The organism is Pseudomonas nitroreducens, assembly GCF_010994165.1.
Taxonomy (GTDB): Bacteria; Pseudomonadota; Gammaproteobacteria; order Pseudomonadales; family Pseudomonadaceae; genus Pseudomonas; species Pseudomonas nitroreducens.
In genome coordinates, this window is record NZ_WMBX01000001.1 from 595935 (window position 1) to 621800 (window position 25866).

Annotated in this window: 28 protein-coding genes; 9 read left to right on the plus strand and 19 right to left on the minus strand. The window is 65.4% G+C overall.

All coding sequences use genetic code 11. The features are described from left to right. Positions 1–44 precede the first annotated feature (44 nt). From GJV37_RS02845 to GJV37_RS02870, 6 genes are read right to left on the minus strand one after another with little or no spacing between them, the layout of a single operon-like run. On the minus strand, positions 45–698 hold the full coding sequence (locus tag GJV37_RS02845) for an HAD family hydrolase (protein ID WP_024763427.1): 654 nt from the start codon (positions 696–698) through the stop codon (positions 45–47). Beyond that, positions 698–1693, minus strand: coding sequence for an ABC transporter ATP-binding protein (locus GJV37_RS02850; protein ID WP_065085969.1), 996 nt, complete (start codon positions 1691–1693; stop codon positions 698–700). The genes GJV37_RS02845 and GJV37_RS02850 overlap by 1 nt, the downstream gene beginning before the upstream one ends. 1 nt (position 1694) lies before the next feature. Further along, on the minus strand, positions 1695–2483 hold the full coding sequence (locus GJV37_RS02855) for an ABC transporter permease (protein ID WP_084357517.1): 789 nt from the start codon (positions 2481–2483) through the stop codon (positions 1695–1697). After that, on the minus strand, positions 2467–3309 hold the full coding sequence (locus tag GJV37_RS02860) for an ABC transporter permease (RefSeq protein ID WP_024763429.1): 843 nt from the start codon (positions 3307–3309) through the stop codon (positions 2467–2469). Before GJV37_RS02860 ends, GJV37_RS02855 begins: the two co-directional genes overlap by 17 nt. Beyond that, complete coding sequence (locus GJV37_RS02865; RefSeq protein ID WP_084357516.1) at positions 3306–4115, minus strand: alkaline phosphatase family protein; 810 nt, start codon at positions 4113–4115, stop codon at positions 3306–3308. Before GJV37_RS02865 ends, GJV37_RS02860 begins: the two co-directional genes overlap by 4 nt. A gap of 56 nt (positions 4116–4171) precedes the next feature. Continuing rightward, a complete protein-coding gene (locus GJV37_RS02870) occupies positions 4172–5230 on the minus strand; it encodes an ABC transporter substrate-binding protein (protein WP_084357515.1) in 1059 nt (352 codons plus the stop codon). Between the two features lie 326 nt (positions 5231–5556). On the opposite strand from GJV37_RS02870, the gene GJV37_RS02875 reads away from it, so the two are divergent. Beyond that, positions 5557–6273 carry a UTRA domain-containing protein gene (locus GJV37_RS02875; protein ID WP_084357514.1) on the plus strand — a complete coding sequence of 239 codons (717 nt, stop codon included), beginning with the start codon at positions 5557–5559 and terminating at the stop codon, positions 6271–6273. A 132-nt stretch (positions 6274–6405) separates the two neighbouring features. On the opposite strand, the gene GJV37_RS02880 is transcribed toward GJV37_RS02875, so the two are convergent. The 6 genes from GJV37_RS02880 to minC form a co-directional block, all read right to left on the minus strand. Beyond that, entirely contained in the window at positions 6406–6807 is a 402-nt protein-coding gene (locus GJV37_RS02880; RefSeq protein ID WP_024763433.1) for a GFA family protein, read from the minus strand. Positions 6808–6867: 60 nt separating this feature from the next. Then, positions 6868–8157 (minus strand): M18 family aminopeptidase, encoded by a 1290-nt coding sequence (locus GJV37_RS02885; RefSeq protein ID WP_037009241.1) that lies wholly within the window; start codon positions 8155–8157, stop codon positions 6868–6870. An 80-nt stretch (positions 8158–8237) separates the two neighbouring features. Then, entirely contained in the window at positions 8238–8873 is a 636-nt protein-coding gene (locus GJV37_RS02890; RefSeq protein ID WP_065085964.1) for an RluA family pseudouridine synthase, read from the minus strand. Between the two features lie 75 nt (positions 8874–8948). Further along, positions 8949–9203 (minus strand): cell division topological specificity factor MinE, encoded by a 255-nt coding sequence (gene minE, locus GJV37_RS02895; RefSeq protein WP_017522035.1) that lies wholly within the window; start codon positions 9201–9203, stop codon positions 8949–8951. After that, complete coding sequence (gene minD, locus GJV37_RS02900; protein WP_024763436.1) at positions 9200–10015, minus strand: septum site-determining protein MinD; 816 nt, start codon at positions 10013–10015, stop codon at positions 9200–9202. The genes minE and minD overlap by 4 nt, the downstream gene beginning before the upstream one ends. A gap of 61 nt (positions 10016–10076) precedes the next feature. Further along, positions 10077–10991, minus strand: a complete 915-nt coding sequence (gene minC / locus GJV37_RS02905; protein ID WP_024763437.1) for a septum site-determining protein MinC — start codon at positions 10989–10991, stop codon at positions 10077–10079. Between the two features lie 144 nt (positions 10992–11135). Between minC and GJV37_RS02910 the strand changes: the two genes are divergently transcribed. Then, positions 11136–12065, plus strand: coding sequence for a lipid A biosynthesis lauroyl acyltransferase (locus GJV37_RS02910; RefSeq protein ID WP_084357513.1), 930 nt, complete (start codon positions 11136–11138; stop codon positions 12063–12065). A gap of 42 nt (positions 12066–12107) precedes the next feature. Beyond that, positions 12108–13292 (plus strand): patatin-like phospholipase family protein, encoded by a 1185-nt coding sequence (locus GJV37_RS02915; protein WP_170858252.1) that lies wholly within the window; start codon positions 12108–12110, stop codon positions 13290–13292. Between the two features lie 33 nt (positions 13293–13325). Here GJV37_RS02915 and GJV37_RS02920 read toward each other — a convergent pair whose 3' ends face one another. The 5 genes from GJV37_RS02920 to GJV37_RS02940 all read right to left on the minus strand — a co-directional run bounded on the left by GJV37_RS02920 (position 13326) and on the right by GJV37_RS02940 (position 17699). Continuing rightward, on the minus strand, positions 13326–14186 hold the full coding sequence (locus GJV37_RS02920; RefSeq protein ID WP_169889909.1) for a pirin family protein: 861 nt from the start codon (positions 14184–14186) through the stop codon (positions 13326–13328). A gap of 140 nt (positions 14187–14326) precedes the next feature. Further along, positions 14327–15139, minus strand: coding sequence for an MlaA family lipoprotein (locus GJV37_RS02925; RefSeq protein ID WP_024763440.1), 813 nt, complete (start codon positions 15137–15139; stop codon positions 14327–14329). Between the two features lie 4 nt (positions 15140–15143). Then, positions 15144–16493: an alpha/beta fold hydrolase gene (locus tag GJV37_RS02930; RefSeq protein WP_065085962.1), complete on the minus strand. Its 1350-nt coding sequence runs from the start codon at positions 16491–16493 to the stop codon at positions 15144–15146. Positions 16494–16576: 83 nt separating this feature from the next. Beyond that, positions 16577–17062, minus strand: coding sequence for a GNAT family N-acetyltransferase (locus GJV37_RS02935; RefSeq protein ID WP_170858253.1), 486 nt, complete (start codon positions 17060–17062; stop codon positions 16577–16579). 70 nt (positions 17063–17132) lie between these two features. Then, positions 17133–17699: a hypothetical protein gene (locus tag GJV37_RS02940; RefSeq protein ID WP_024763442.1), complete on the minus strand. Its 567-nt coding sequence runs from the start codon at positions 17697–17699 to the stop codon at positions 17133–17135. Positions 17700–17810: 111 nt separating this feature from the next. On the opposite strand from GJV37_RS02940, the gene GJV37_RS02945 reads away from it, so the two are divergent. Continuing rightward, positions 17811–18176: a hypothetical protein gene (locus tag GJV37_RS02945; protein ID WP_038803309.1), complete on the plus strand. Its 366-nt coding sequence runs from the start codon at positions 17811–17813 to the stop codon at positions 18174–18176. Between the two features lies 1 nt (position 18177). Here the strand turns inward: GJV37_RS02945 and GJV37_RS02950 are convergent, their stop codons facing one another. Then, positions 18178–19734 (minus strand): glycoside hydrolase family 17 protein, encoded by a 1557-nt coding sequence (locus tag GJV37_RS02950; protein ID WP_169889902.1) that lies wholly within the window; start codon positions 19732–19734, stop codon positions 18178–18180. Positions 19735–19808: 74 nt separating this feature from the next. After that, entirely contained in the window at positions 19809–20021 is a 213-nt protein-coding gene (locus GJV37_RS02955) for a DUF2061 domain-containing protein (protein WP_170858254.1), read from the minus strand. Between the two features lie 285 nt (positions 20022–20306). Here GJV37_RS02955 and GJV37_RS02960 point away from each other — a divergent pair, with 285 nt between their 5' ends. The 5 genes from GJV37_RS02960 to GJV37_RS02980 all read left to right on the plus strand — a co-directional run bounded on the left by GJV37_RS02960 (position 20307) and on the right by GJV37_RS02980 (position 25826). Next, a complete protein-coding gene (locus tag GJV37_RS02960) occupies positions 20307–21161 on the plus strand; it encodes a glycine betaine ABC transporter substrate-binding protein (RefSeq protein WP_024763445.1) in 855 nt (284 codons plus the stop codon). 212 nt (positions 21162–21373) lie between these two features. After that, positions 21374–21685 carry a DUF485 domain-containing protein gene (locus GJV37_RS02965; protein ID WP_024763446.1) on the plus strand — a complete coding sequence of 104 codons (312 nt, stop codon included), beginning with the start codon at positions 21374–21376 and terminating at the stop codon, positions 21683–21685. Continuing rightward, positions 21682–23337 carry a cation acetate symporter gene (locus GJV37_RS02970; RefSeq protein ID WP_065085959.1) on the plus strand — a complete coding sequence of 552 codons (1656 nt, stop codon included), beginning with the start codon at positions 21682–21684 and terminating at the stop codon, positions 23335–23337. The genes GJV37_RS02965 and GJV37_RS02970 overlap by 4 nt, the downstream gene beginning before the upstream one ends. 75 nt (positions 23338–23412) lie before the next feature. Beyond that, complete coding sequence (locus GJV37_RS02975) at positions 23413–25203, plus strand: DUF294 nucleotidyltransferase-like domain-containing protein (protein ID WP_193452131.1); 1791 nt, start codon at positions 23413–23415, stop codon at positions 25201–25203. Beyond that, positions 25200–25826 carry a 3'-5' exonuclease gene (locus GJV37_RS02980; protein ID WP_024763449.1) on the plus strand — a complete coding sequence of 209 codons (627 nt, stop codon included), beginning with the start codon at positions 25200–25202 and terminating at the stop codon, positions 25824–25826. Before GJV37_RS02975 ends, GJV37_RS02980 begins: the two co-directional genes overlap by 4 nt. Positions 25827–25866: the final 40 nt, after the last annotated feature.

A 25866-nucleotide genomic window follows, 5' to 3' on the forward strand; every position in this document is an offset into this window, starting at 1 on the left:
TCATGAAAAGGGCCGCTGAAGCGGCCCTTTTTCTGCGCAAGAGGTCATTTCCAGTTCAGAACGTCCCAGCCCATCTTCTGTGCATGCTCCAGCAGGACCGGATCGGCATTCACCACGTGCGGGTTGCCCACCAGCTTGAGCAGTGGCAGGTCGTTGCGCGAGTCTGAGTAGAAGTGCGCCTGGGCCAGGGGGCTGTCGTCGCCCTCCAGCAGGTCGAGCAGGCGCAGCACCTTGCCTTCGCGGTAGGTGAGCACGCCAACGGTACGGCCGGTGTAGTGGCCGTTCACTACTTCCAGGTCGATGGCCAGCACTTCGTCGATGCCGATGCGTTCGGCAATGGGCTGGACCAGGTGCACGCCGGAGGCTGAGATCACCAGCGGGCGGTCGCCAGCTTCGCGGTGGCGGGCGAGGGTGGCACACGCGTCGCTATGGATCAGCGGCTCGATCACGTCCTCGACGAAGGCTTCCACATCGCGCTCGATTTCTTCCACGCTGCGCCCGGCCATCGGTTCCAGGGCGAAGGCCATGTAGTCCTCCATGGGCAGTTTGCCCTGCGCGTACAGCGCCATCAGTTCGGCGTCGCGCTTGAGGAACGACTCCGCGTCGACCCAGCCGAGATCGGCCATGCGCTTGCTCCACAGGCTCGCGCAGTCGCCGTCGATCAGGGTGTCGTCGAGGTCGAATATCACCAGGGCCATCAGGCCACCTCCCGTATGCTTTCAATGTCTACGTGCAGGCCGAGCGTGGTGCCGGCTGGGTACAGGCGCTCGGCGCTGCGGTTGAGGACGTCCACGGTCAGCTCGACGCCATTGGCGTCCACCCGGTAGCGGATCACGTTGCCCAGCAGGCTGTGGGAGAGTACCCGAACCGGAATGCCCTCGCTCGCTTCGGCGCTCAGGCGCAGGGATTCGGGGCGGATCGCCACCTGCTGGCGGAAGGGGCGGTCCAGGAGCCTGGTCGCCTGGGCCGCGTCGAGCAGGTTGTAGTTGCCGATGAAGCCGGCGGCGAAGGCGTTTTCCGGCGCCGTGTAGAGCGTCTCGGCGTCGCCGCTCTGGACGATGCGCCCGGCGTTCATCAGTACGATACGGTCGGACAGCGTCAGTGCTTCTTCCTGATCGTGGGTGACGAACACCGTGGTCAGTTTCAGCTCCTGCTGGATGCGCCGTATCTGCTCGCGCAGGTGCTTGCGGATGCGTGCGTCCAGCGCCGACAGCGGCTCGTCGAGCAGCAGCAGGCGTGGGCGGGTGACCAGCGAGCGGGCCAGGGCGACGCGCTGGCACTGGCCGCCGGAGAGCTGGTGCGGATAGCGTGTGGCGAGCGGGCCGAGTTCGACCATGTCCAGCACCTCGGCCACGCGCTGGGCGGATTCCGCTCCCGGCACCTTGTGCATGCGCAAACCGAAGCCGACGTTCTGCTCCACGGTCATGTTGGGGAACAGCGCGTAGCTCTGGAACACCATGGCGATGCCGCGTTTCTGCGGACTTTTCGGCACGATGTCCTCGCCGTCCAGCAGGATGCGTCCGCTGTCCACCGCGGTGAGGCCGGCGATGCAGCGCAGCAGGGTGGATTTGCCGCAGCCGCTGGGGCCGAGCAGGGTGACGAACTCGCCGCGCTCGGCGGCGAAGTCGATGTCCTGGAATACCGTGGTGCTGCCGTAGCTCTTGTTCAGTGTTTCGACGCTGAGGAAGCTCATGTCAGGTCTTGTCCTTGTTCAAACGATTTGCCGCCCAGGTGAGCAGCAGGACGAAGAGGAAGTAGGAGACCACCACTGCGCTGGTGTAGTGGCCGCTGCTGTTGCGCATGTTGTTGAGGAACACCTGCAGCGTCTCGTAGCGGGTGCCCACCAGCAGGTTGGCGAAGACGAACTCGCCGATGAGGAAGCTGAAGGACAGGAACAGCGCCACCATCAGGCCCTTGCGCAGGTTCGGCAGCACCACCAGCAGGGCGGCCTGCCAGGTGCTGGCGCCGAGCAGGTGGGCGGCGTCCATCAGGTCGTGCAGGTTGATCGCCTGCAGGTTGTTGCTGATCGCCCGGTACATGAAAGGCAGGGCGATGGTGAAGTAGCAGCCGATCAGGATCCACGGCGTGCCGACGATGGGTACCGGGCCCGAGGCGTAGAGCTGAAGCAGGCCGACCGACGAGACCACCGGCGGCACCGCGAAGGGCAGCAGGATCAGCACGTTCATCAGCGCGTCCAGGCGCGGGAAGTAGTAGTGGATGACGAACATCAGCGGCAGCACCAGCGCCACGCTCAGGATCAGCGCGCCGAAGCACACCAGCAGCGACTGGCCGAAGGCGACGAGGAAACGCGGGTCGCTCCACAGGGTCAGGAACCACTTCAGGGTCAGCCCGTCGGGCAGCACGCTGGCGCTCCAGGAGGTGGCCAGCGAATAGAGCAGGGTGGCGGCCAGCGGCACCAGCAGGATCAGGAACAGCGCGTAGACCACCACGCGGTGGTAGAGCGCGTTAGCGTTTCTCGACATGGTAGCTCCGGCGCAGCAGCCACTGGTGGGCCAGGGTAATGATGCTCATCAGGCCGACCAGCACCATCGCCAGAGCACTGGCCATGTTCGGGTCGAGGAACACGTCGCCCGAGACCAGCCCGGCGATGCGGATCGGCACCACGTTGAAGTTGCCGGTGGTCAGCGAGTAGACGGTGGCGTAGGCGCCCAGCGCGTTGGCCAGCAGGATGACGAAGGTGCCCAGCAGCGCAGGGGTCAGCACCGGGATGCCGATGTGCCGCCAGAACGCCCACTGGCTGGCGCCCAGCAGCGCGGCGGATTCGCGCCAGTCCTCGCGCAGGGCGTCGAAGGCCGGGTAGAGCAGCATCACGCCCAGGGGAATCTGGAAGTAGGTGTAGAGGATGATCAGGCCGGTCTTCGAATAGAGGTTGAAGTCCTCGATGATCCCCGCCTGTTTCAGCAGCAGGGTGATGGCGCCGTTGAAGCCGAGGATGATGATGAAGGCGAAGGCCAGCGGCACCCCGGCGAAGTTGCTGGTCATGTTGGCGAAGGCCATCACGAAGTCGCGCAGCTTGCTGTCCACCTGGCGCAGCGAGTAGCTGCCGAGGATGGCGATGAACAGTCCGATCAGGCTCGACCACAGCGAGATTTCCAGGCTGTAGCGGATCGCCTGGAGGTAGAAGGGCGAGCCGAAGATCTCGCTGAAATTGCCCAGGCCCCAGCCGTCGCCGGTGCGCACGCTGTTGATCATCACCCACAGCAGCGGCGCGAGCTGGAAGGCGAAGAAGAACAGTGCGAAAGGCAGCAGGCAGAGCAGGGCGAAGCGTTTTCCGGTGTTCGATCTCATGCCTTGAGCAGCTCCCGGCAGACCGGTTTGTCGTGGGGCGCGCCGAGGATCTCGCACAGCGTGCCGCAGAGTTCGACCTGGCGCGGGCGGGCCTGGTCATCGAGGCTGAATGCCTCGCCGAAGACGAACAGCGGCACTTCGCGCTCCTCGGGGAGGATGCCGCCGTGGCTGCGGTCGTCGTTCATGCCGTGGTCGGCGGTGACCATCACCTGGTAGCCGGCGGCCAGCCACTGGTGCAGGTATTCGGAGAGGATGATGTCGGCGTGCCGCGCGCTGTTGCGGTACTGCGGCGTGCCGAGGCCGTGCTTGTGGCCGGTGTCGTCGATGTTCATCGGGTGCACCAGCAGGCAGTTCGGCGCGTGCCGGCGGCGCAGCGACTCGGCGTCGGTGAACAGGTGCGAGTCGGGGTAGTGGTCGGTCCAGTAGAAGTGCCCGTGCTGGATCGGCAGGGATTCATCGTCGGTATGCCGGTCGCGCGCCGGGTCGAAGGGCGTGCGGTTGTACAGCTCGCTGACCCAGTGATAGGCCGCTGCGGCGGTCGTCAGGCCGGCGGCGCGGGCGTAGTGGAACAGGCTGCGCTGGTTGGACCGGCGCGACACATCGTTGTGCAGGATGCCGCTGTCGATGGGGCGCACACCGGTAAGGATGCATTCATAGAGCGGGCGCGACAGCGACGGCAGCTCGCATTCGAGCCGGTACAGCTGGCCGCGGCCGGCATTGCACAGCGCTTGCAGGTGGCCCATGCAGTCGTGGGCGACGCTGTAGTTGAGGCCGTCGAGGACGACCAGGATGACGTCGTGGCGCATGGGCGGGGCCTTCGGCGAAACGCGGCCGCCCCGGCGTGAACCGAGGCGGCTGGGCGTCATTGCATGTTGATGATGACGTTCTCTTGCCACATCCGCGGCAGACGCTTGGAGGTCTCTTCCCAGGCCTTGGGATCCTTGATCGGCTGGGCCTTGGCGTACTGCTCGTTGGGCAGCAGCTTGGCTTGTACGTCGGCCGGCAGGGTCAGGTGCTCGGCACGGATCGGCCGGGCGTTGCCCTTGGCCAGATTGATCTGCCCGGCGTCGCTGAAGATGTATTCGCGGGCCAGCTTGGCGGCGTTCGGGTTCTTCGCGTACTTGTTGATGATGGTGGTGTAGCCGGAGATCACCGAGCCGTCGGAGGGGATCAGCACCTCGAAGCGCGACGGGTCGATCTGGTCGCGGTAGCTCAAGCCGTTGAAGTCCCAGACGATGCCGACTTCCACTTCACCCTTCTCCAGGGTGTTGATCACCGGGTTGGTCAGCGACAGGCGGCCCTGTTTGGCGAGCTGGGCGAAGAACTCCAGGCCAGGCTTGATGTTCTTCTCGTCGCCGCCATTGGCGATGCTGGCGGCCAGTACGCCGTTGACGGCCTGGGCAGCGGCGCTGACGTCACCGATGGTGACCTTGTACTTGCCCTTGAGCAGGTCGGCCCAACTGTGCGGGACCTCCTTGACCAACTGCTTGTTGACGATGAAGGCGATGGTGCCGGTGTAGGCGAGCGCCCAGTGGCCGTCCTTGTCCTTGGCCCATTCCGGGACCTGGTCCCAGGTGCTGGCCTTGTAGGGCTGGCTGACGTCCATCTGCATGGCGATAGGGCCGAAGGCGGCGCCGACGTCGCCGATGTCGGCGCTGGCGTTTTCCTTCTCGGCCTTGAACTTCGCCAGCTCCTGGGCCGAGCTCATGTCGGTGTCCATGTGCTTCAAGCCGTACTTGCTTTCCAGGTCCTTCCAGGTGTCCTTCCAGTTCGCCCAGCTGTCGGGCATGCCCACGCTGTTGACCTGGCCTTCCTTGCGGGCGGCGGCTTCCAGCGATTGCAGATCGGCGTTGGCCGCCATGGCGAGGCCGCTGCCCAAGGCAATGGCCGATCCCAGCAGTGAAGCAAGCAAGCGTTTCATTCGGTGCTCCTTCGGTTTGAGTGATTTCAAGCGTGGTCTAGATCAGCAAGACGCAGGCCAATCTAAGCGGCGTGGATGACAGTTTGATGTAGGCACCCGGCGCGCCAGCCCGGCCCTGCGCGGCCAGTGGGTCGTCGGGGAAAAGCGTAGACCATGGCCAACGCCTTGATCCGCCTGGTCTACGCTGGTGTCGTTAACTGGCATGGGCGCTGCTTGCAAAGGCACTGTCACGGGACGGTCATCGGGCTTTCCTAGGATGACGACACCCCGGCGGGGGTAAGAAATGCCCTGTTCTGGGGCTGGACTAGTCCAAAAGAGGGAATCGAATGCGCGATTCGGCGCTACCCACAGTCACGGCGATCTGCCGCGCGCTCATCGAACAGATCGACAGCGGCCTGCTCAGCGCTGGCGGCAAGCTGCCGGCCGAGCGCAAGCTGAGCGAGTTGTTCGACACCACGCGGATCACCCTGCGCGAGGCGCTGGGGCAACTGGAGGCTCAGGGGCTGATCTACCGCGAGGAGCGTCGCGGCTGGTTCGTCTCGCCGCCGCGCCTGCTTTACAACCCGCTGGTGCGCAGCCACTACCACGCCATGGTGGAAGGCCAGGGCCGGGTGCCGGCGACCGAGGTGCTGTCGGCCCGGCAGGTGCCCGCCAGTGCGGCGATCTGCGAGCTGTTGGAGCTGCCGGCGCTATCGAGCGTCTACCAGATTCGCCGGCTGCGCCGGGTAGATGGCCGCCTGGTGCTGTACGTCGAGCATTACCTCAATCCAGCGTATTTCCCCGGCATCCTCGACAGCGACCTGACCTGTTCACTCACCGAGCTGTACGCCAGCCGCTATGACATCCGCTACGGCCGCGTGCGCTTCGACATGGTGCCCACCGCCCTGCACGGTGAGGCGGCCAGCGTGCTGCGTGTCGCCGAGGGCAGCCCGGCGCTGCGCATCACCCGTATCAATGGCGACCAGCATGGGCGCATCATCGATTGCGACCTGGAATTCTGGCGGCACGATGCCATCCACGTGAGTGTGGAAGTGCCGGATTGATCTTTGAGTTGCGGTCGAGCCTGCAGGAGCGAGTTTGCTCGCGAACAACTGGTTTCCGCCGCGGGGCGTGCAGACGACTCCGAAACTGCGTGGTTCGCGAGCAAGCTCGCTCCTACAGGATCAAAGGTCGATTCAGCGGTCCGGATTCCACTCCGGATAGGCCGGAATCCCATCCTGCGCCAGCCACGGGCGGTCGTGGGACACCCAGATATGCCGCGCCGGCCGGGTGCCTGGATCCTCGTCCAGGCTGGCTACCCGCACGATGACGTGAGGCTGGCCGGCGCGCTCGGCGATCAGTTGCGTGCCGCAGCGCGGGCAGAACTTGCGCAGCTTGCCGGGCGAGGATTCATAGGCTGCCAGCTTGTCCGCACCACGGGTCCAGCGGAAGTGTTCGCGCATGACCCCTGCCGTGCTGGCGAAGGCCGCAGCGTGCGCCTTCTGGCAGGTCCGGCAGTGGCAATGGCCGATAGGCATGTCCAGGCCGTCGATCTCGTAGGCGATATCGCCGCACAGGCAGCTTCCGTTGAAGGACATGGCTGGCTCTCCTCTAAGACTCTCCATACAAAAACGCCCGGCAGGCGCCGGGCGTTCGGGTCAGGGCAGGTCGGCGCTGTCGTAGAAGGCGCTGAGAACCTTGGCCAGGTAGTGCAGGTCCTGGCTGCCGGCCAGTTCGCGGATGGAGTGCATGGCGAAGGTCGGCAGGCCGATGTCGACGGTGCGTACGCCGATCTGGCTGGCGGTGATCGGGCCGATGGTGGAGCCGCAACCCATGTCGCTGCGGGTCACGAAGCTCTGCACCGGCACTTCGTTTTCCAGGCACAGGTGGCGGAAGAAGCCGGCCGTCTCGCTGTTGGTGGCGTAACGCTGGTTGCTGTTGATCTTGATCACCGGACCGCCGTTGAGCTTCGGGCCGTGGTTGCCGTCGTGCTTATCGGCGTAGTTCGGGTGTACGCCGTGGGCGTTGTCGGCGGAGACCAGCAGCGAGCGCTGCACGGTGCGGGTGAAGGCATCGCCCTCGGGCAGCAGGCGGCGCAGCACCTGCTCGAGGAACGGACCATCGGCGCCGCAGGCGGAGCAGGAGCCGACTTCCTCGTGGTCGGTGCAGACCAGCACGCCGCTCTGCTCGTCGCTGCTGCCCAGCAGCGCCTGCAGGCCGGCGTAGCAGGACAGCAGGTTGTCCAGGCGGGCACCGGCGATGAACGCCTGGTCGAGGCCGATCACGGCGGCGCGCTGGGTATCGTAGAAGCTCAGCTCGTAGTCAAGGATGGCGTCGGCGGTGATGCCGTGCTCCAGCTGCAACTGCTCGCCGAGCAGGTCGCGGAAGTCGCGGGTCTCGCCGGCGGCGACCTGGGCGAGGATCGGCGGCAGCTCGGTCTGCGCATTGATCGCCCAGCCCAGGTTGGCTTCGCGGTTGAGGTGGATCGCCAGGTTGGGGATCACCGCAATGGGCGCCCTGAAGTCGATCAGCTTGCTTTCCACCTTGCCCGCCAGGCGGAAGGTGACGCGGCCGGCCAGGGACAGGTCGCGGTCGAACCAGGGCGCAAACAGCGCGCCGCCGTAGACCTCGACGCCCAGCTGCCAGTAGCCGTTGCGCACCAGTTCGGGGTTCGGCTTGACGCGCAGGCACGGGCTGTCGGTGTGGGCGCCGACCAGGCGCAGGCCGTTTTCCAGCAGCGGCACTGTGCCGAGCTTGAAGGCGATCAGCGAGGAGTCGTTGCGGGTGACGTAATAGCGGCCACCGGCTTCGGTGCGCCAGGCCTCGCGCTCGTCCAGGCGCTGATAGCCGGCCTCTTCAAGGCGGAGGGCGAGGGCCTGGGTGGCGTGGAAGGGGGTGGGGGAGGCCGCGAGGAAATCGATCAGGCCCTGGTTGAGTTCTGCACGCATGGGTAACTCCGGACAGCGAATGGCCGGAAGTTTAACGTAAATGGGCAAATCTGCGGCCAGGGGAGGACCTTGTAAAACAATCAGAACGGCGCGGGCGATTCGAAGCGCAGGCGTTCGCCGGTCTGCGGATGGGTCAGGGCCAGCATGCTGGCGTGCAGGCAGAGGCGGTCGCGCAGGGCCAGGGCTTCGCCCTCGGCATACAGGCGGTCACCGAGCAGCGGGTGGCCGATGCTGAGCATGTGCACACGCAACTGGTGCGAGCGCCCGGTGATTGGCGTCAGCTCCACGCGGCTCCAGTTGCCGTGGCGCTCCATGACCCGCCAGAAGGTCAGCGCATGACGGCCCTGTTCGAAGTCCACCACGTGGCGCGGCTTGGTTGGCGGGTCGTAGCGCAGCGGTGCCTCGATGCGGCCACTGTCCGGTTCCGGCTCTCCCCAGCAGAGGGCGGTGTAGGCCTTTTCGGTTTCGCGGTCGTGGAACTGGCGGGACAGCTCGCGGTGGCTGTCGGCATCGCGGGCCAGCACGATCAGCCCGGAGGTCTCCCAGTCCAACCGGTGGACGATGCGCGCTTCCGGGTAGCCGTTCTCCTGCAGACGGGTGATCAGGCAGTCCTTGTTGTCGTCCGCGCGGCCGGGCACGGAGAGCAGCAGGGTGGGCTTGTTCACCACCAGCAGGGCGGCGTCCTCATGGACGAATTCGATCTGGGAAAGCGGCATGGAAGCTCTTGCGCGAATAAGAATGACGAAAACGACTGCGGCGGCCGAAGCCGCCGCAGGTCCACCACAACCGGATCAACGCTCCGGCAGGGTGATGTTGAGTTCCAGGATCGAACAGCTGCCCTGGTTGGCCAGCTCGACCTGGACTTGTTCCTGATCGATGGGCACATATTTGCGGATCACTTCCAGCAGGTCTTTCTGCAGCTGCGGAAGGTAGTCCGGTTGCGAACGGTTGCCGCGCTCATGGGCGACGATGATCTGGAGTCTTTCTTTCGCGATGGATGCGCTGGATTGCGACTTCCGGCTGCGGAAGAAATCTAAAAGGCTCATTCACGTCCTCCGAACAGTCGTTGCAGGAATCCTTTCTTCTGCACGTCGAGGAAACGGTGGGGCATTTCTTTGCCCAGCAGTCGCTCGACGGCGTCGCTGTACGCCTGGCCGGCATCGCTTTCTTCGTCGAGGATGACCGGTACGCCCTGGTTGGATGCCTTGAGCACCGCCTGGGATTCCGGGATCACGCCGAGCAGACGGATGGCCAGGATTTCCTCGACGTCTTCGACGCCGAGCATTTCGCCCTTGGTGACGCGCTCGGGGTTGTAGCGGGTCAGCAGCAGGTGTTCCTTGATCGGGTCCTCGCCTTTCTCGGCGCGGGCGGACTTGCTGGCCAGCAGGCCCAGCATGCGGTCGGAGTCGCGGACCGAGGAGACTTCCGGGTTGGTCACGACGATCGCCTCGTCGGCGTAGTACATGGCCAGGTGGGCACCTTTCTCGATGCCAGCCGGGGAGTCGCAGATGACGTAGTCGAAGGATTGCTTGAGCTCTTCGATGACCTTGCCGACGCCTTCCTGGGTGAGGGCGTCCTTGTCGCGGGTCTGGCTGGCGGCCAGCACGTACAGGTTTTCGAGGCGCTTGTCCTTGATCAGGGCCTGGGTGAGGGTCGCTTCGCCGTTGATGACGTTGACGAAGTCGTACACCACGCGGCGTTCGCAGCCCATGATCAGGTCGAGGTTACGCAGGCCCACGTCGAAGTCGACGATGACGGTCTTGTGGCCGCGCAGGGCCAGGCCGGTGCCGATGGCTGCGCTGGTGGTGGTTTTACCGACGCCACCTTTACCGGAAGTGACTACGAGGATCTTGGCCAAGGTGATTCACCCCAAAGAAAAAACGAAGAATTCTGGTCCCTGAAAGTCGCGGCAGTATCCGTTAAAGGCGGGTGATGTTCAACACGTCACCCGACAGGCTGACGTGCACTGCCTGCCCCCATTGCGGACTGCGTCGAAGGTCTTCGGCGACCTTGTAATTACCAGCGATGGAAACGAGTTCCGCGGCCAGCTGCTGGCAGAAAATGCGGGCACTGGTATCGCCCTTGACGCCGGCCAGGGCGCGTCCGCGCATCGGACCGTACACATGGATGTTTCCGTCGGCGAGAAGTTCCGCGCCCGGGCTGACGGGGGCGAGCACGATCAGGTCGCCGCCGGCGGCGTAGATCTGCACGCCGCCGCGTACCGGAGTGGTGACCAGCTTGGTCGGACGGACGACCGGTGCCGGCGGCTCGGCAGGTTTTTCCGCAGCAGCTTCCTGGGTCGGCGCCTGGGCCTCGGCTGCGGGCTGCGCGGCTGCAATGGGCTCGCCGGGTGCGGCGGGTTTCTCGGCCTGGGTGCCAGCGCCGGCGGCCTGCTCGACCACCTTCTCCGAGAGTTTTTCGCCGCGCGGGCGACGTACCGGCGCGGCGCCGGTCACCTGCGGGACTGCGTCCTTGGGTTCGACCGGGCGCTCGCGGGACGAGCCCGACGGCGGCAGCACGGGGATGTCGAACATGGTGGCCAGGCGGATGTCTTCCTCGCGGCTGGCGCGAATGGCCAGGGTGCGCAGGCCGTGGCGGCGGCAGATGTCCAGCACGCCCTGCAGGTCGAGCTGGCCTTCGCCGTCGGGGAGCTTGTCCAGCGCCAGCACCAGCGGGGTGTCGCGGAAGAAGTTGGGGGCCTGGGCGACCTTGTCGGCGAGCTGGCGGTCCAGGCGCGGCAGGTCATTGTGGGCCAGTTCCAGAACGGTGACGGCCAGCATGCTGCCCTTGAGCTGGAATACGGGATCGTGGTCGAGAAGGTCGGCTTGGCTCATGGTCAGGCTGCATCACTAAATGGTGTGGACTTATAACGGAGCGCCCCGGCAGCCGCAAGCGTGGCGGAGGGCCAGGGCGTGAAGGCGGGCGCGGTGTGCATCGGCAAGGTAGAATGTCGGGCTTTGACCTAGCCGGAAAGTTCCATGGACCGCCCCACCTTTCGCCGTGAGTTTCTCCATCCCCGCCACTGGCCGCTCTGGCTCGGCCTCGGCGTGCTGTGGCTGGTGGTGCAGTTGCCGTACCCGGCGTTGCTGGCCCTGGGGCGTGCGCTGGGGGCGCTGATGTACCGCGTGGTGGGCAGCCGCCGGGCAATCGCTGCACGGAACCTGGAATTGTGCTTCCCGGAACTCTCCGCCGCCGAGCGCAAGCGCTTGCTCAAGGAAAACTTCGCCTCCACCGGCATCGCCTTCTTCGAAATGGCCATGAGTTGGTGGTGGCCCAAGGCCCGACTGGCCAAGCTCGCCCACATCGAAGGCATCGAGCACCTGAAGAAGGCCGAGGCCGAAGGCAAGGGCGTGATCCTCATGGCCATGCATTTCACCACCCTGGAGATCGGCGCGGCGCTGCTGGGCCAGGTGCAGACCATCGACGGCATGTACCGCGAGCACGACAACCCGGTGTTCGACTTCGTCCAGCGTACCGGCCGCGAACGGCATAACGCCGACGCTACCGCCATCGAGCGCGAGGACGTGCGCGCCATGCTCAAGGTGCTGCGCGCCGGCCGCGCCATCTGGTACGCGCCGGACCAGGATTACGGCGCCAAGCAGAGCCTGTTCGTGCCGTTGTTCGGCATCCAGGCCGCCACCGTCACTGCCACCACCAAGTTCGCCCGCCTGGGCCGCGCGCTGGTGCTGCCCTTCACCCAGTCGCGCCTGGCCGACGGCTCGGGCTACCGCCTGACCATCCATCCGCCGCTGGAAGACTTCCCCGGCGAGAGCGAAGAGGCCGACTGCCTGCGCATCAACCAGTGGGTGGAACGCGAGATTCGCCGCCAGCCCGAGCAGTACCTCTGGGCGCATCGGCGCTTCAAGAGCCGCCCTGAGGGCGAGCCGAAGCTCTACGACAAGAAGTAGGCCGGGGGCTACGCTGGTAACGACGCGACAAGGACTTCAGCTGTGACCGACTCCGCCACTGCACCGACTTCCCCGGCCGTCACCGGCCTCATTCTTTCCGGCGGCGGTGCGCGGGCGGCTTACCAGGTCGGCGTGCTGTCCGCCATCGCCGAGCTGCTGCCCGAGGGGGCGGAGAATCCTTTCCCGGTGATCGTCGGCACTTCAGCCGGCGCCATCAATGCCGTCGGTCTCGCCTGCGGTGCGCTGTCCTTCACCGGCGCGGTGCAGCGCCTGACCAAGGTCTGGAAGGGCTTTCGCACCGGGCAGGTCTACCGTTCCGACTGGCCGGGCGTGTTCAGCCAGGCCTTCAAGTTCCTCGGCCACAGTCTGCTCGGGCTGGGCAAGCGCGAGCCGGTGGCGCTGCTGGACAGCACGCCGTTGCGCTATCTCCTGGAACGTGAACTGGACCTGTCCGGCATCGCCGCGGCCGTGCGCCGCCGCAACCTGCGCGCGGTGGCAGTCACCGCGTTCGGCTACGAATCGGGGCAGGCGGTGACTTTCTACCAGGGCCGCGCCACCATCGATCCCTGGCTGCGCCACCGGCGTATCGGCGTGCCGACGCGCCTGCAGATCGAGCATTTGCTGGCCAGCTCGGCGATTCCGTTGCTGTTCCGCCCGGTGAAGATTCTCCGCGAGTTCTTCGGCGATGGTGCGGTGCGGCAGCAGGCACCGATCAGCCCGGCGCTGCACCTGGGCGCCAACCGCGTTCTGGTGATTGGTGTGAGCGGCAATCCCACCGTCGGCAGTGCCAACGAGTCCGTGGCGAACTACCGTACCGGCCAGCCGCCGAGCCTGGCGCAGGTGGGTATCCATCTCCTCAACAGCACCTTCATCGACAACCTGGAAGGCGATATCGAGTTGCTGCACCGCATCAACTTCCTCAGTTCACTGGTGCCCGAAGAGGCGCGCCGCTCGACGCTGGGGTTGGCTCCCGTGGATGTGCTGCTGATTTCGCCAAGCCGGCCGCTGGACGAGATCGCCGCGCAATACCGCCACGAACTGCCGCGCGCGCTGCGCCTGTTCCTGCGCGGGCCGGGGGCGACCAGGGCGAGCGGCGCGGGTGTGCTCAGCTACCTGCTGTTCGAGCCGGGCTACTGCAATGCGCTGATCGAGTTGGGGTACCGCGATGCCATGGAAAAGCGCGCGGAGATCGCGCGCTTTCTGGGGATGGAGGAATGGTCGCTGTAGGCACCCATCCTACGAAAGCTCATCGGGCTTCAGTCAGACCGCGAACACGCCATCGCGGTAGTCGCGCAGGGCCTGCTCGATTTCCTCGCGGCTGTTCATCACGAACGGGCCGTACTGCACGATGGGTTCATTGAGCGGCTTGCCGGCCAGGAGCAGGACGCGCGCGCCCTGGTCGCTGGACAGCTGGATCTCGTCGCCCTGGCCCAGGCGCACCAGGCGGTTGGTGGCGACGGTCTCGTCACCTCGCTCGCCCGGCACCTGCAGCGAACCCTCATAGACGTACAGCATCACCCGATGGCCCGCCGGAATCTGCGGAGCCACCGAAGTGCCCGCCGGCAGGACCAGATCGTAATAGTGCGGTTCGGTGCCCGGACGCTGCACCGCGCCATCGACGGCGGTCTCGCCATCGTCGAAGCGCCCGGCGATCACGGTCACGCCCACACCTTGCCCGGTGGTCACGCGCGGCACATCTTCCGGCTCGATATCGCGGTAGCCGGCCGGGGACAGCTTGTCCTTCGCCGGCAGGTTCAGCCACAGCTGGAAGCCACGCATGGCGCCTTCCACCTGTTCGGGCATCTCGCTGTGGATGATGCCGTGGGCCGCCGTCATCCACTGCACGCCGCCGGGCTTGAGCAGGCCGGTATTGCCTAGGTGGTCTTCGTGGCGCATGCGCCCTTCGAGCATGTAGGTGACGGTCTCGAAGCCGCGGTGCGGGTGCGAGGGGAAGCCGGCGATGTAGTCGTCGGGGTTCTGCGTGTCGAACTGGTCGAGCATCAGGAACGGATCGAAGCGTTCGATGCCCGCGCCGCCAATGACGCGGGTCAGGCGCACGCCGGCGCCGTCGGAGGCCGGGTGGCCGATGTGCTGGTCGATCACGGTACGTAAGCGGGTCATGGGGACCTCCTTGATCTGTGAATGGAGATCATCCTAGTCCCAAATGGTGGATCAATGGTTACGAGTTTTTCAGCTTACCAATCGATAAAATAGATGTATCAATGGAAAGAAAACCGCCGCCCGAGGGCGACGGTTCCGATTCACTCCTGGATCTGCAGGCGCCGGGCTTCGGTATAGAAGTAGCGCAGCTTCTCGTACTCGAAGGGCGTGTTCATCTGCCCGTAGCGGAAGCCGTTGCTGTAGCGCTTGTCGATGATCTCCAGCACCGGTAGTTCCCAGTACTCGCGGCTGAGCTCGGAGTAGTTCAGGTAGTTCACTTCGCGGGCGGCGACGAAGTCGGTGACCAGCCCGCCGGTGTCGCGCAGGTTGGACGGGCCGAGGATCGGCAGCATCAGGTAGGGGCCATCGGGGACGCCCCAGTAGCCCAGGGTCTGGCCGAAGTCCTCGCTGAGCCTGGGCAGGCCCATGGCGGTGGCCGGGTCCCACAGGCCGCCGATGCCGAAGATGGTGTTGAACAGCAGCCGCGCGGTGCTGTTCGCCGCGCGCTGGGGCTTGAGCTGGGCAACGCTGTTGAGCAGCGTCGGCACTTCGCCCAGGTTGCTGAAGAAGTTGCTCACGCCAGTACGCACGAAATGCGGGGTGACGTACTCGTAGCCGTGCACCACGGGCAGGAAGACCCACTCGTCGAAGCGGTAGTTGAAGTGATAGACCCGGCGGTTCCACGACTCCCAGGGGTCGTAGACGTTGAGGGCGTCGAAGGTGGCGCGCTCGAACTCGCGCTGGTCCAGGCCGGGGTTGAACTTCAGCGCGTCGAGCGGGTGCTTGAAGCCGTCGTCGTCCGGCGCCATGTCGAACTTGGTGGTGATGGGCGTCTGTACCGGTTGCGCGGACTCGGCCTGGGCGACGCCGCAGGCCAGCAGCAGGGCAAGAGTCCAGGAATGGCGGAGTGGCATGGAGTCAGTTTCCTGTCTGCGCGGTGGCCAGGCCGTCGGCCGGGGCACCCTGTCCCTTGAAGAAGCCCAGCATGTCCTGGGCGTTCACGCGGTAATTGAGGTTGCCGCAGTGGCCGCCGCGGGGGTAGAGCGTCAGGCGATCGCCAAAGGTGCGGCGCAGGAAGCCGATATCGCCCGGGCCGAGGATGACGTCGTCGGCGTTGTGCATGACGGCGATCTTCGGGCTCTGCTTCAGGTAGTCCTGGACGCCATACAGGCTGACCTGGTCGATCAGCTGCGGGAGGCTGCCGCCGTCGTACTTGGCGCGCCAGAGCGGCATCAACTGGTCGGTCATGTAGCACTCGAAGTCGCATTGCATGGCGCGCTTGAAGAACGGCGTCAGGCTGGTGCCTTCGGTGATCGGGTACTTGGGCGGGGTGATCAGGCCGCGGCGGTTGATCAGGTCGGAGGTGAAGGCGATGTCGGCGGAGGAGAAGCGGAATACCGCGCCGATCAGCATGGCCATTTCTTCATTGGAGAGGTGTTGCTTGGACTGCTGCAGGTCGAAGAGGAAGGCGTCGTTGAGGTCGACATAGCCCTTCTGGTTGAAGTAACGGGTCAGCTTGGCCAGGATCACCTGGTAGAAGGTGTTGGTGTCGTTGATGCCCTTGACCTGGGTCTGCACCAGCTTGTCGAGGTTGCTGACCGAGGTGTAGAGGTTCACCGGCGGGTTGAGCAGCAACACACGCTTGAAGTTGAAGCTGCGGCGGGTTTCGTCAAGCTTGCTGACGAAGGCTGCGTGCAGCGCGCCCAGGCTGTAGCCGGTCAGGTAGTAGTCGCTGACAGGCAGCTCCGGATGCTGCGCGCGCACCGCCTGCATGACTCTGTACAGGTCGTCGGCATCGTCGGGCGTGTAGCCCGGAGTGGCGACGTGGGAAGCGCCAACCATGAAATCCCAGCTGGTGGGCGAGGACAGTTGCACCACGTGGTAGCCGGCGCCGTAGAAGAGGCGCTTGAGGTACTCCGGCGTCGTGCTGGCGTAGTTGGCGCCGGTGCCGGCAATGATGAATACCAGCGGCGCCTTGTGGTTCTGCCAGGCCAGGCGATAGTGGAGCTTTTTCACTGGCCAGAAGTTGCTCGGCAGCTCGTACTCGCGCTCCGGGCGCAGCTTGAGCGCGTAGTCCGACTGGCGGATATCGTCGTCCGCCGGCAGTTGCGGGCGCAGCTCCGGCGGGGTGGTGGCAATGGTCGCCTCGAACGGGTTGATCAATGGGTAGCCGTAGCTGGCCTGATCCACGTCGCGGGCCGATGCCGGGCCGGCGAGCCCCAGTGCGAGGCAGCCTATCAGGGCCGCCGCGCGGTAAAGAAATGTCATCGTATGAAGTCCTTTCAGGAGAGGCCAACTCTAGGGTGACCGCCGAATAAGACCAGCGCATTTCCGACAAGTGCGATTGGCGTTCAGCCCTTGCGTGCCAGGTCTTTCAGCGCGTCACCGGTTAGACGATAGACGGTCCATTCGTCCTGTGGGCGTGCGCCCAGGCTGCGATAGAAGCCAATGGCCGGTTCGTTCCAGTCCAGCACCGACCATTCCAGCCGGCCACAGCCACGCTCCACCGCCAGTCGCGCCAGCTCCGTGAGCAGCGCCTTGCCCAGGCCGGCGCCTCGCGCGGCGGGGCGCACGTAGAGGTCTTCGAGGTAGATGCCGGGCTGGCTCAGCCAGGTGGAATAATTGTGGAAGAACAGCGCAAAACCCTGGGGCGTGCCGTCCACTTCGCCGATTAGCACCTCGGCAAAAGGGCGCGGGCCGAACAGGTGGTCGTGCATGCGCTGGGCGTCGGCCTTCACTTCGTGGACCAGCTTTTCGTAGTCGGCCAGTTCGCGAATGAGGCCGAGAATCAGCGGGATGTCGCCCGGGACGGCGGGGCGCAGGGTGGCACGAGGCATCGGTCATTCCTTGCAGGGCGGGGTCGCGGCGAGGATGCCCAAAGGCGGGCGCGGCTGGCAACCGGGCGCCTCAGTAAAGCTCCAGGCTTTCCACCCAGACCAGCTCGCAGGCGCCGGCGCCGGTGTCTTCGCGGGTCAGTGAGCTGACCCAGCGCCAGCCGTCATCACCCTCCACGCGCACCAGCTTGCCGGAGAGGCGAATGTGCTCGCCGGCGCTGACCTGGGCCAGGGTGCGCGCCACGTCGTCGCTGGCCGGGATCATGTGCATGTTGGCGGCATGGGTCTCCAGCTCCCGGCGGGGAATCGGCAGCTTGTCGGCGTGCCAGTAGAACCAGCGGTTGCCCTGGGTGATGCGGATATCGGCCAGCACGCGCGGATCGTCCATCGGCCCCCAGCCCAGGGCGAGGTCGGTGGGCGACAACTCTGCCTCGCGACCCAGGCGGTAATCCTCGCGGCCCAGCACGCGCGCCTCGATGCTGAAATCCTCCAGCGGATAGATGGAGTAGCGCGCCAGGCGGAAGCCGCCATTGGCCAGTGTCTGGCTGTGCTGCTGCGGCGCCTGGGGACGTTCGGTGGGCCAGAGCCACCAGAAGCTGCCCGCCAGGCAGGCCAGCAGGAACAGGGTCGATCGTTTCATCGAAGGCTCCATTGCTGGGCGAAGTCTAGGCTGCAACCGGCCCCCCTTGCATCGGCCCTTGCGCTGGTTATGCTGGGCGCCGATTTCCCGCCTGCCCGGAGTAGTGGCGCCATGTCCCGTCGTTTGCCCCTGATCCTCCTGCTGCTCGCCCTGGCCCTGTGGCTGGCCGCCAGTTATGGCGTACGTTTCGGGCTGATGGAGGATGGCCGCTGGGTCGGCATCTGCGCCGACGAGGCCGCGCGCTGGGAGTGCGGCGTGCGTTCGCAGCTGGGCTGGGCGATCCACTTCGGCGTATTCGGCAAGCTGGCCCTGGGGCTTTCGCTGCTGGCGTTCTTCGTGCCGCGCCAGGCCGGCTGGTGGCTGGCGGTACTGGCGATGCTGGTCACGCTGCCGGCGCTGGTGCTGTACAACGCCGGCCTCGCGGTGTTCGCGGTGGTATTGGCCGGGTTGCGCCTGGTGCGGGCAACAGGACGCTGAGTCAGGCCTTTTGCGGCGCCAGCCGTCCGCGTAACAGTGCGCCGAGCAGGAGCAGGCTCACCGCTGCCCAGCCCAGTGCCTGAAGATTGCTCAAGCCTTCCAGAGCCAGCTGTGCGGGAATCCCGGCGGCAATGATCAATGCCAGCAACAGTGCTTCTCGACGTGGCGTCGCGACCGGCCGGCACAGATAGACCAGCGCCGGGAACAGCAGTGCCGCGCTGGGGAAGCTGCGGTAGCGCGCGTCGAAGACCATCCCGAGCATCAGTACCGCGCCAGCGAAACCAGCCGCCGCCAGCCACAGGCCGGCGTGGCGCTGCAGCCAGTCGAACGCCTTCGACCGCCGACCCGCGCGGGCTGACAGCGCCAGGCTGATGTGCAGCAGTACCAGCAGATTCAAGCCAACCAGTGCCGCCGACCAGAGCCACTCGCCCCAGAATCGGCTGGTGATCACCGACAGCTCCAGCCACAGGCCGATGCAGCCGGCGCCGAGGGCGCCAGCCAGCGGCAACAGGAAGGCATGGCGGGCAGAGGCGGGGCGGCCGCCGACCAGCAATCCAGCGAGCAGGATCACGCCGGAAAGTCCCAGCCAGAGCGGCCAGTCCGGCAGGTTGCTGACCGGCCCGGCGAGCACGCCTTTCTCTGCGCGATCGGCGCTGAACAGGCCCCAGTAACCGCCCACCGCGCCTTCGCTCTGGCGTTTCCAGGGCTGGTCGAAGGCTTCGATCAGGTTGTAGCGCCAGCCTTTCTCCTCGGCCATGTGCACGAAGCCGCGGATGAAGCGCGCCTCGTTGACGCGGCTGGGCAGTGCGGTTTCGCGCTGGCGGCCTTCGCTGGGCCAGCCGGTTTCGCCGATCAGGATGTCCTTGGGGGCGAACTCGCGGCCGAAGTCTTCGCGGATCTTCGCCACGTGGGCGAGTGCATCGTCGATCCCGCTGGGATTGTCTTCCCAGTACGGCAACAGGTGGATGGTGACGAAGTCCACCGCCGGGGCGATCTCCGGGTGCTGGTGCCAGAAGTCCCAGACGTCGGCGTAGGTCACCGGCTGGCGAACACGAGCCTTCACCTTGTGGATCAGCCCGGCGAGGTAGCGCCCGGTAACTTCCTTGCGCAACAGGGTCTCGTTGCCGACTATCACCGCCTGTACCACGTCCGGGTACTGGTTGGCCGCCTTGATCAGCGCCTCGACTTCCCGATCGGTATCCACCGGGTTGGCATTGACCCAGGCGCCGAGCATCAGCTTCAGGCCGTGCTTGCGCGCCAGCGCCGGGATGCCTTCCAGGCCGGTCATGGAGTAGGTGCGCACGCACTCGAAGCGCGTTGCCAGCAGCGCCAGGTCGGCGTCCATCTGCTCCGGGCGCAGGACGAAGGGCTGGTCGAAGGGCGACTGGTCCTTGGCGAACGGGCTGTAGGACGCGCACTGCAGCTTGTGCGTGGGCGTGGCCGCGTCGGGCAGGGCCACCGGTTTGCCCAGGCCGTACCAGAGGCCGCCGAGGGCGATCAGGGCAAGCAGCAGGGCGAGAAGGTAAGGGAGAAGCGGAAAGCGCGAGGACTGGGGCATGGGGGCACGCGAACCGTGGCGAGGCGCGCATCTTAGCAACGCCGCTTGCCGCCGTCAGTGCCCCTGCGAGGCGTTCACGCGTGGCGGTGAATCCAGTTGTGCGTCGGCTGCGCCGCGTTGCCCTCGATGCGCTTCCAGAACTTCTCGTGGAAGTGGAAGCCCACCGCGTTGCACAGCGGCTCGACGATCGCCACCAGGCCGCCCACGGTGATGCTGCCGGTCAGCGCGTAGGCGACGCTGAAGGCAATGATGAAGTGCATCAGGGTGAAGGTGACGGTCTTGAGCATGGTGGCGATCCTCCAGTCGAGAATGATTCTCCGTTGCTGAAAGCCTACTGCGCAGGAACCCTCTCGAGTAATCGAGCCTCTGTATGAAGGCGATAGGCCGGCACCTTCGTCGCGGATGGAATGGCGCGGTCGTGGATGGACGGTTTCTGTCGTGGATCGGACCGTTTGGCGTCGTTCTCAGAGCAGTTCGCCAGCAGCGGGCGCCGATCATGAAAGGGCGGCCAAGACCGCGAATGGCGCCGGGTCCACCCGGACGCCGCAACGAAAAATCACGGGGAGAAAACCATGACAATGATGCGACGCCTGTTGGGCCTGGGCGCAGGTCTGGTGCTGTCGGCGGCGGCCGGGCTGGCCGGCGCGGCGGCCAAGCCGGAAATCACCATCGGTTACGTGGACGGCTGGTCGGACAGCGTGGCGACCACCCACGTCGCCGCCGAGATCATGCGCGAGAAGCTCGGCTACCAGGTCAAGCTGATGCCGGTTGCCGCCGGGATCATGTGGCAGGGCGTGGCGCGCGGCAAGCTCGACGCCATGCTCTCGGCGTGGCTGCCGGTCACACACGGCGCCTACTACGAGAAGATGAAGGACAAGGTCACCAACCTGGGCGTGAACTACCCGGGCGCGAAGATCGGCCTGATCGTGCCCGAATACGTGAAAGCCAACAGCATCGAGGACCTCAAGGCGCAGAAGGATGACTTCGGCGGCCGCATCGTCGGCATCGACGCCGGCGCCGGCGTGATGCTCAAGACCGACCAGGCGATCAAGGACTACGGCCTGGACTACAAGCTGGTAGCCAGTTCCGGCAGCGGCATGATCGCCGAGCTGACACGTGCGGAGAACGACAAGAAGGCCATTGCCGTGACCGGCTGGATTCCGCATTGGATGTTCGCCAAGTGGAAGCTGAAGTTCCTCGAAGACCCGAAAAAGGTCTACGGCGAAGAAGAGCACGTCGACAGCGTGGCCAACCCGGCGCTGGAGAAGAAGGCGCCGGAAGTCTGGGCCTTCCTGAAGAAGTTCCAGTGGAAGGACGGCCAGGAAATCGGCGAAGTCATGCTCGCCGTGCAGAATGGCGAGAAGCCGGAAGTGGCCGCCAAGAAATGGGTCGAAGCGCATCCGGATCGCGTGAAGGAATGGCTGTGATCTTCTAGGCCGAACTGACGCCAGCAACAGAAGAATCCCCGGCGAACGCCATCGTTCGCGGGGGATTTTTTTATTCCGAGGCGTCTATTCCGGGCTTGTTCGCAAGAGAGGGCAAATCGCTACGACTAAAGTCGTCTGGAGAGCTTGCAGCGCTCCAATAAATTAGGGATCGACGACATCCGCGTCATCCCCGCTGTGAGGACAAGAACAAAATGAACGACAGCATCTACCAGCGGATTGATACCAATCCGCGCTTCAAAGAGTTGGTGGCCAAGCGCGAGCGATTCGCCTGGCTGCTCTCCCTGATCATGTTGGGCCTGTACGTGGTCTTCATCCTGCTCATCGCCTTCCAGCCGCAGCTGCTGGGCGCGAAGATCAGTGCCGATTCGTCCGTCACCTGGGGCATCCCCATGGGCGTCGGGCTGATTCTCTCTGCCTTCGTGCTCACCGGCATCTACGTGCGCCGGGCGAACGGTGAATTCGACCGCCTCAACCAGGAAATCCTCAAGGAGGCCCAGCAATGAAAGGCCGAATTTCTGCGGCCCTCGCACTGGCTGCTTTCGCTCCGTCACTCTGGGCTGACGCCCTCACCGGCGAAGTTCAGCGCCAGCCGCTGAACATCTCCGCCATCGTCATGTTCGTCGCCTTCGTCGGCCTGACCCTGTGCATCACCTACTGGGCCTCCAAGCGCAGCAAGTCCGCTGCTGACTTCTATACCGCCGGCGGCAGCATCACCGGCTTCCAGAACGGCCTGGCGATCGCCGGCGACTACATGTCCGCCGCGTCCTTCCTGGGTATTTCCGCGCTGGTGTTCACTTCCGGCTACGACGGCCTGATCTACTCCATCGGCTTCCTCGTCGGCTGGCCGATCATCCTTTTCCTGATCGCCGAACGCCTGCGCAACCTGGGCAAGTACACCTTCGCCGACGTGGCGTCCTATCGCCTCAAACAGAAGGACATCCGCACCCTGTCCGCCTGTGGCTCGCTGGTGGTCGTGGCCTTCTACCTGATCGCGCAGATGGTCGGCGCCGGCAAGCTGATCGAGCTGCTGTTCGGCCTGAACTACCACGTCGCCGTGGTCCTGGTCGGCATCCTGATGGTGCTGTACGTGCTGTTCGGCGGCATGCTCGCCACCACCTGGGTGCAGATCATCAAGGCCGTGCTGCTGCTCTCGGGCGCCACGTTCATGGCGATCATGGTGCTCAAGCACGTCAACTTCGACATCAGCACCCTGTTCTCCGAAGCCATCAAGGTCCACCCGAAAGGCGAGGGCATCATGAGCCCCGGCGGCCTGGTGAAGGACCCGATCTCCGCGTTCTCCCTGGGCTTCGCGCTGATGTTCGGCACCGCCGGCCTGCCGCACATCCTGATGCGCTTCTTCACCGTCAGTGACGCCAAGGAAGCCCGCAAGTCGGTGTTCTTCGCTACCGGCTTCATCGGCTACTTCTACATCCTGACCTTCATCATCGGCTTCGGCGCGATCCTGCTGGTCAGCACCAACCCGGACTTCAAGGACGCCACCGGCGCCCTGCTGGGCGGCAACAACATGGCCGCCGTGCACCTGGCCAATGCAGTGGGTGGCAGCCTGTTCCTCGGCTTCATCTCCGCCGTCGCGTTCGCCACCATCCTCGCGGTGGTTGCCGGCCTGACCCTGGCCGGTGCCTCGGCCGTGTCCCACGACCTGTACGCCAGCGTGCTCAAAGGCGGCAAGGCCAACGAGAAGGATGAGCTGCGCGTGTCGAAGATCACCACCGTCTGCCTCGGCGTGGTGGCCATCGTTCTCGGCATCCTCTTCGAGAAGCAGAACATCGCCTTCATGGTCGGCCTGGCCTTCTCCATCGCCGCCAGCTGCAACTTCCCGGTGCTGCTGCTCTCGATGTACTGGAAGAAACTGACCACCCGTGGCGCGAAGATCGGCGGCTGGCTCGGCCTGATCACCGCGGTGACCCTGATGATCCTCGGCCCGACCATCTGGGTACAGATCCTCGGCCACGAGAAAGCCATCTACCCGTACGAATACCCGGCGCTGTTCTCCATGGCCGTGGCCTTCATCGGTATCTGGTTCTTCTCCATCACCGACAAGTCCGCCGCTGCCGACGAGGAGCGCGCACGCTTCTTCCCGCAATTCATTCGCTCGCAGACCGGCCTGGGTGCCACTGGCGCCGTTGCCCACTGATCGCTTGAGCTAACCTGCCGGGGCCGGAGGTGGAAACACCTCCGGCCCTGCTTTTTCGACAGGGATGGATAACGGATGTCCGACGATTTCAACTTCGCCTCGCCTCCTTTCGACCAGCTTCGTCCGCTGGAGCGCGAGCAGCTGCGCGATGCATTGAGTGTGGGTTACTACACGGTCGACGAAGTACTGCTCGAGGCGGGGGCGCCGGTGCCCTGCCTGTTCATCCTGATGAAGGGTGTGATCGAAGAGCGCGGCGAGGACGGCAGGCTGTTCGCGCAATATGGCGCCGAAGACCTGTTCGATGTTCGCGGATTGCTCTCCGGCAGCAGCAAGCACCGTTACCAGGCAGTGGAAGAAAGCATCGTCTACGAACTGCCCGCGGCGGTTTTCCATCAGCTCTGCACGGACAATCCCCAGTTCGCGCAATTCTTCCGCGCGGACCTGGCCAGCAAGCGCCAGCTGGAGCGCCGCGACGGGCAGAACCTGGCCGAATTCATCCTCACCCGTATCGCCTCCGAACACCTGTTGCCGGCCATTGAAGTGGAGCCTACGTTGCCGCTGGGCGATGCGGCGCGCCTGCAGCTGAGCCGTGGTGCCGACGCCTTGCTGGTGCGCGAGGAAGGTGCCCTGGGCATTGTCACCCGCACCGACCTGATGACCGCGCACTTCCGCGACGGCTTCAGCGAGGCGCAACCCATCGGCCCGCTGGCGCACCGCCCGCTGAGCCATGTCGAGCTGGGGGATTTTCTCTTCGACGCGATGATCCTCATGACCCGCCAGCGCATCGAACGCGTGGCGGTGTGCGAGGAGGGCAGGGTGGTCGGCCTGTTGCACCTGACCCAGGTGCTCAGCCTGTTCTCCACCCACTCCCATGTGCTGGCGCTGCGCATCGCTCGCGCCGAGAGCGAGGCCGAGCTGCGCGCCGCGGCCGAGACCCTGCACACGCTGATCGCCACCCTGGCGGGCAATGGCATCCGCCTGCGTTTCATCATGCAACTGGTCAGCGCGCTGAACGAACAATTGCTCGAGCGCCTCTTCGAACTGCAAGTGCCGCCGGTGCTGCGGGGCCGCTGCTGCCTGCTGGTGATGGGCAGCGAAGGGCGCGCGGAGCAACTGCTGAAAACCGACCAGGACAACGCCCTGATCCTCGACGACGGTCTGCCGGTGGAGCAGGGTCTGCTGCTGATGCAGCGCTTCTCTGCCGCCTTGTTGGAATTCGGCTATCCGCCATGTCCCGGTGGCGTGATGGCCAGCCGGCCGGAGTGGTGCAAACCCTTGTCGGAATGGCAGCGCGAATTGCGCGAGTTGCCGTTGCAGGGGCGCCCGGAGCAACTGATGCGCCTGTCGATTCTTGCCGATGCCTGGCCGGTGGCGGGCAACCGGCGGCTGTTCGAAGGCCTGCGCGAATGCCTGGGTGAACTGGCTGGCGACAGCAGCCGCTGGATGAGCGACCTCGCCTTGCCGGCGCTGCAATTCGACACGCCGCTGACCTTCCTCGGCCAACTCAAGACCCAGGATGCGCAGCTCGACGTGAAGCGCGGCGGCATCTTCCCCATCGTCCACGGCGCCCGCGTGCTGGCCGTGCGCGAAGGCCTGGAGGAGCGCGGCACGCTGGGCCGGCTGACTGCGCTGAAGGCGCTCGGCGTGCTGGACGAGTCGCTGGTGGACAACCTGGTCGAGTCCTTCGAGCTGTTCCTTCAACTGCGCCTGCGCCAGCAATTGGACGGCAAGCGTGACGGTCGCGAGCAGGGGCTCGATGTTTCCCGACTGAGCCGCCACGAGCGCGACCTGCTGCGCTTCGGCTTGCACACGGTGAAGAAGTTCAAGCAGAGCCTGACCCGCCAATTCCATCTGGAGACCCGATGAACGCCTGCGTCGCCGCCCCCGATCCGCACTGGTCCGCCTGGCGCCGTCGCCTCTACTGGTGGCGGCATGATCCGGCCGAGGCGGAGGAGCTGGTGTCGCTGGACCTGGAAACCACCAGCCTCGATCCGCGCAAGGCCGACATCCTCAGCATCGGCGCCGTGGTGATCCGCCGTGGCAAGCTGATCCTCGGCGAGCGCCTGGAGCTGCTGGTGGAACCGCCGCCATCGCTGGACGGCGAGTCGATCCGCATCCACAAGCTGCGCCGCGCCGACCTCGAAGGCCAACTGCCGCTGGCGGAGGCGCTGAAGCGGGTACAGGCGTTCATCGGCGACCGCCCGCTGCTGGGTTACTACCTGTCCTTCGACGTCGCCGTACTGCGCCGGCATCTGCGCGAGCAGCTCGGCGCGCGGCTCGACAATCCCCGCGTCGAGGTCTCCGAGATCTACCACCGCAAGATGAGCCGGCGCTTTCCCGACCTGCACCTGGACCTGCGCTTCGATACCCTGGCGCGCAACCTGGAAATTCCCATCGAAGGTCGCCACACCGCCATCGGCGATGCGCGCACTGCCGCGTTGATGTTCCTGCGCCTGCGCAAGGGCTCATTACCCCGCGATCTGAGCTGATCCCGGCGGCGTGCAGATTCTTTGAATCTTCCGCGCAACC

Excerpts from the sequence above, each read along its gene's own strand:
- GJV37_RS02845 (WP_024763427.1), bottom strand. The coding sequence starts at position 698 with ATGGCCCTGGTGATATTCGACCTCGACGACACCCTGATCGACGGCGAC.
- GJV37_RS02850 (WP_065085969.1), bottom strand. The coding sequence starts at position 1,693 with ATGAGCTTCCTCAGCGTCGAAACACTGAACAAGAGCTACGGCAGCACC.
- GJV37_RS02855 (WP_084357517.1), bottom strand. The coding sequence starts at position 2,483 with ATGTCGAGAAACGCTAACGCGCTCTACCACCGCGTGGTGGTCTACGCG.
- GJV37_RS02860 (WP_024763429.1), bottom strand. The coding sequence starts at position 3,309 with ATGAGATCGAACACCGGAAAACGCTTCGCCCTGCTCTGCCTGCTGCCT.
- GJV37_RS02865 (WP_084357516.1), bottom strand. The coding sequence starts at position 4,115 with ATGCGCCACGACGTCATCCTGGTCGTCCTCGACGGCCTCAACTACAGC.
- GJV37_RS02870 (WP_084357515.1), bottom strand. The coding sequence starts at position 5,230 with ATGAAACGCTTGCTTGCTTCACTGCTGGGATCGGCCATTGCCTTGGGC.
- GJV37_RS02875 (WP_084357514.1), top strand. The coding sequence starts at position 5,557 with ATGCGCGATTCGGCGCTACCCACAGTCACGGCGATCTGCCGCGCGCTC.
- GJV37_RS02880 (WP_024763433.1), bottom strand. The coding sequence starts at position 6,807 with ATGTCCTTCAACGGAAGCTGCCTGTGCGGCGATATCGCCTACGAGATC.
- GJV37_RS02885 (WP_037009241.1), bottom strand. The coding sequence starts at position 8,157 with ATGCGTGCAGAACTCAACCAGGGCCTGATCGATTTCCTCGCGGCCTCC.
- GJV37_RS02890 (WP_065085964.1), bottom strand. The coding sequence starts at position 8,873 with ATGCCGCTTTCCCAGATCGAATTCGTCCATGAGGACGCCGCCCTGCTG.
- minE (WP_017522035.1), bottom strand. The coding sequence starts at position 9,203 with ATGAGCCTTTTAGATTTCTTCCGCAGCCGGAAGTCGCAATCCAGCGCA.
- minC (WP_024763437.1), bottom strand. The coding sequence starts at position 10,991 with ATGAGCCAAGCCGACCTTCTCGACCACGATCCCGTATTCCAGCTCAAG.
- GJV37_RS02910 (WP_084357513.1), top strand. The coding sequence starts at position 11,136 with ATGGACCGCCCCACCTTTCGCCGTGAGTTTCTCCATCCCCGCCACTGG.
- GJV37_RS02920 (WP_169889909.1), bottom strand. The coding sequence starts at position 14,186 with ATGACCCGCTTACGTACCGTGATCGACCAGCACATCGGCCACCCGGCC.
- GJV37_RS02925 (WP_024763440.1), bottom strand. The coding sequence starts at position 15,139 with ATGCCACTCCGCCATTCCTGGACTCTTGCCCTGCTGCTGGCCTGCGGC.
- GJV37_RS02930 (WP_065085962.1), bottom strand. The coding sequence starts at position 16,493 with ATGACATTTCTTTACCGCGCGGCGGCCCTGATAGGCTGCCTCGCACTG.
- GJV37_RS02935 (WP_170858253.1), bottom strand. The coding sequence starts at position 17,062 with ATGCCTCGTGCCACCCTGCGCCCCGCCGTCCCGGGCGACATCCCGCTG.
- GJV37_RS02940 (WP_024763442.1), bottom strand. The coding sequence starts at position 17,699 with ATGAAACGATCGACCCTGTTCCTGCTGGCCTGCCTGGCGGGCAGCTTC.
- GJV37_RS02945 (WP_038803309.1), top strand. The coding sequence starts at position 17,811 with ATGTCCCGTCGTTTGCCCCTGATCCTCCTGCTGCTCGCCCTGGCCCTG.
- GJV37_RS02950 (WP_169889902.1), bottom strand. The coding sequence starts at position 19,734 with ATGCCCCAGTCCTCGCGCTTTCCGCTTCTCCCTTACCTTCTCGCCCTG.
- GJV37_RS02955 (WP_170858254.1), bottom strand. The coding sequence starts at position 20,021 with ATGCTCAAGACCGTCACCTTCACCCTGATGCACTTCATCATTGCCTTC.
- GJV37_RS02960 (WP_024763445.1), top strand. The coding sequence starts at position 20,307 with ATGACAATGATGCGACGCCTGTTGGGCCTGGGCGCAGGTCTGGTGCTG.
- GJV37_RS02965 (WP_024763446.1), top strand. The coding sequence starts at position 21,374 with ATGAACGACAGCATCTACCAGCGGATTGATACCAATCCGCGCTTCAAA.
- GJV37_RS02970 (WP_065085959.1), top strand. The coding sequence starts at position 21,682 with ATGAAAGGCCGAATTTCTGCGGCCCTCGCACTGGCTGCTTTCGCTCCG.
- GJV37_RS02975 (WP_193452131.1), top strand. The coding sequence starts at position 23,413 with ATGTCCGACGATTTCAACTTCGCCTCGCCTCCTTTCGACCAGCTTCGT.
- GJV37_RS02980 (WP_024763449.1), top strand. The coding sequence starts at position 25,200 with ATGAACGCCTGCGTCGCCGCCCCCGATCCGCACTGGTCCGCCTGGCGC.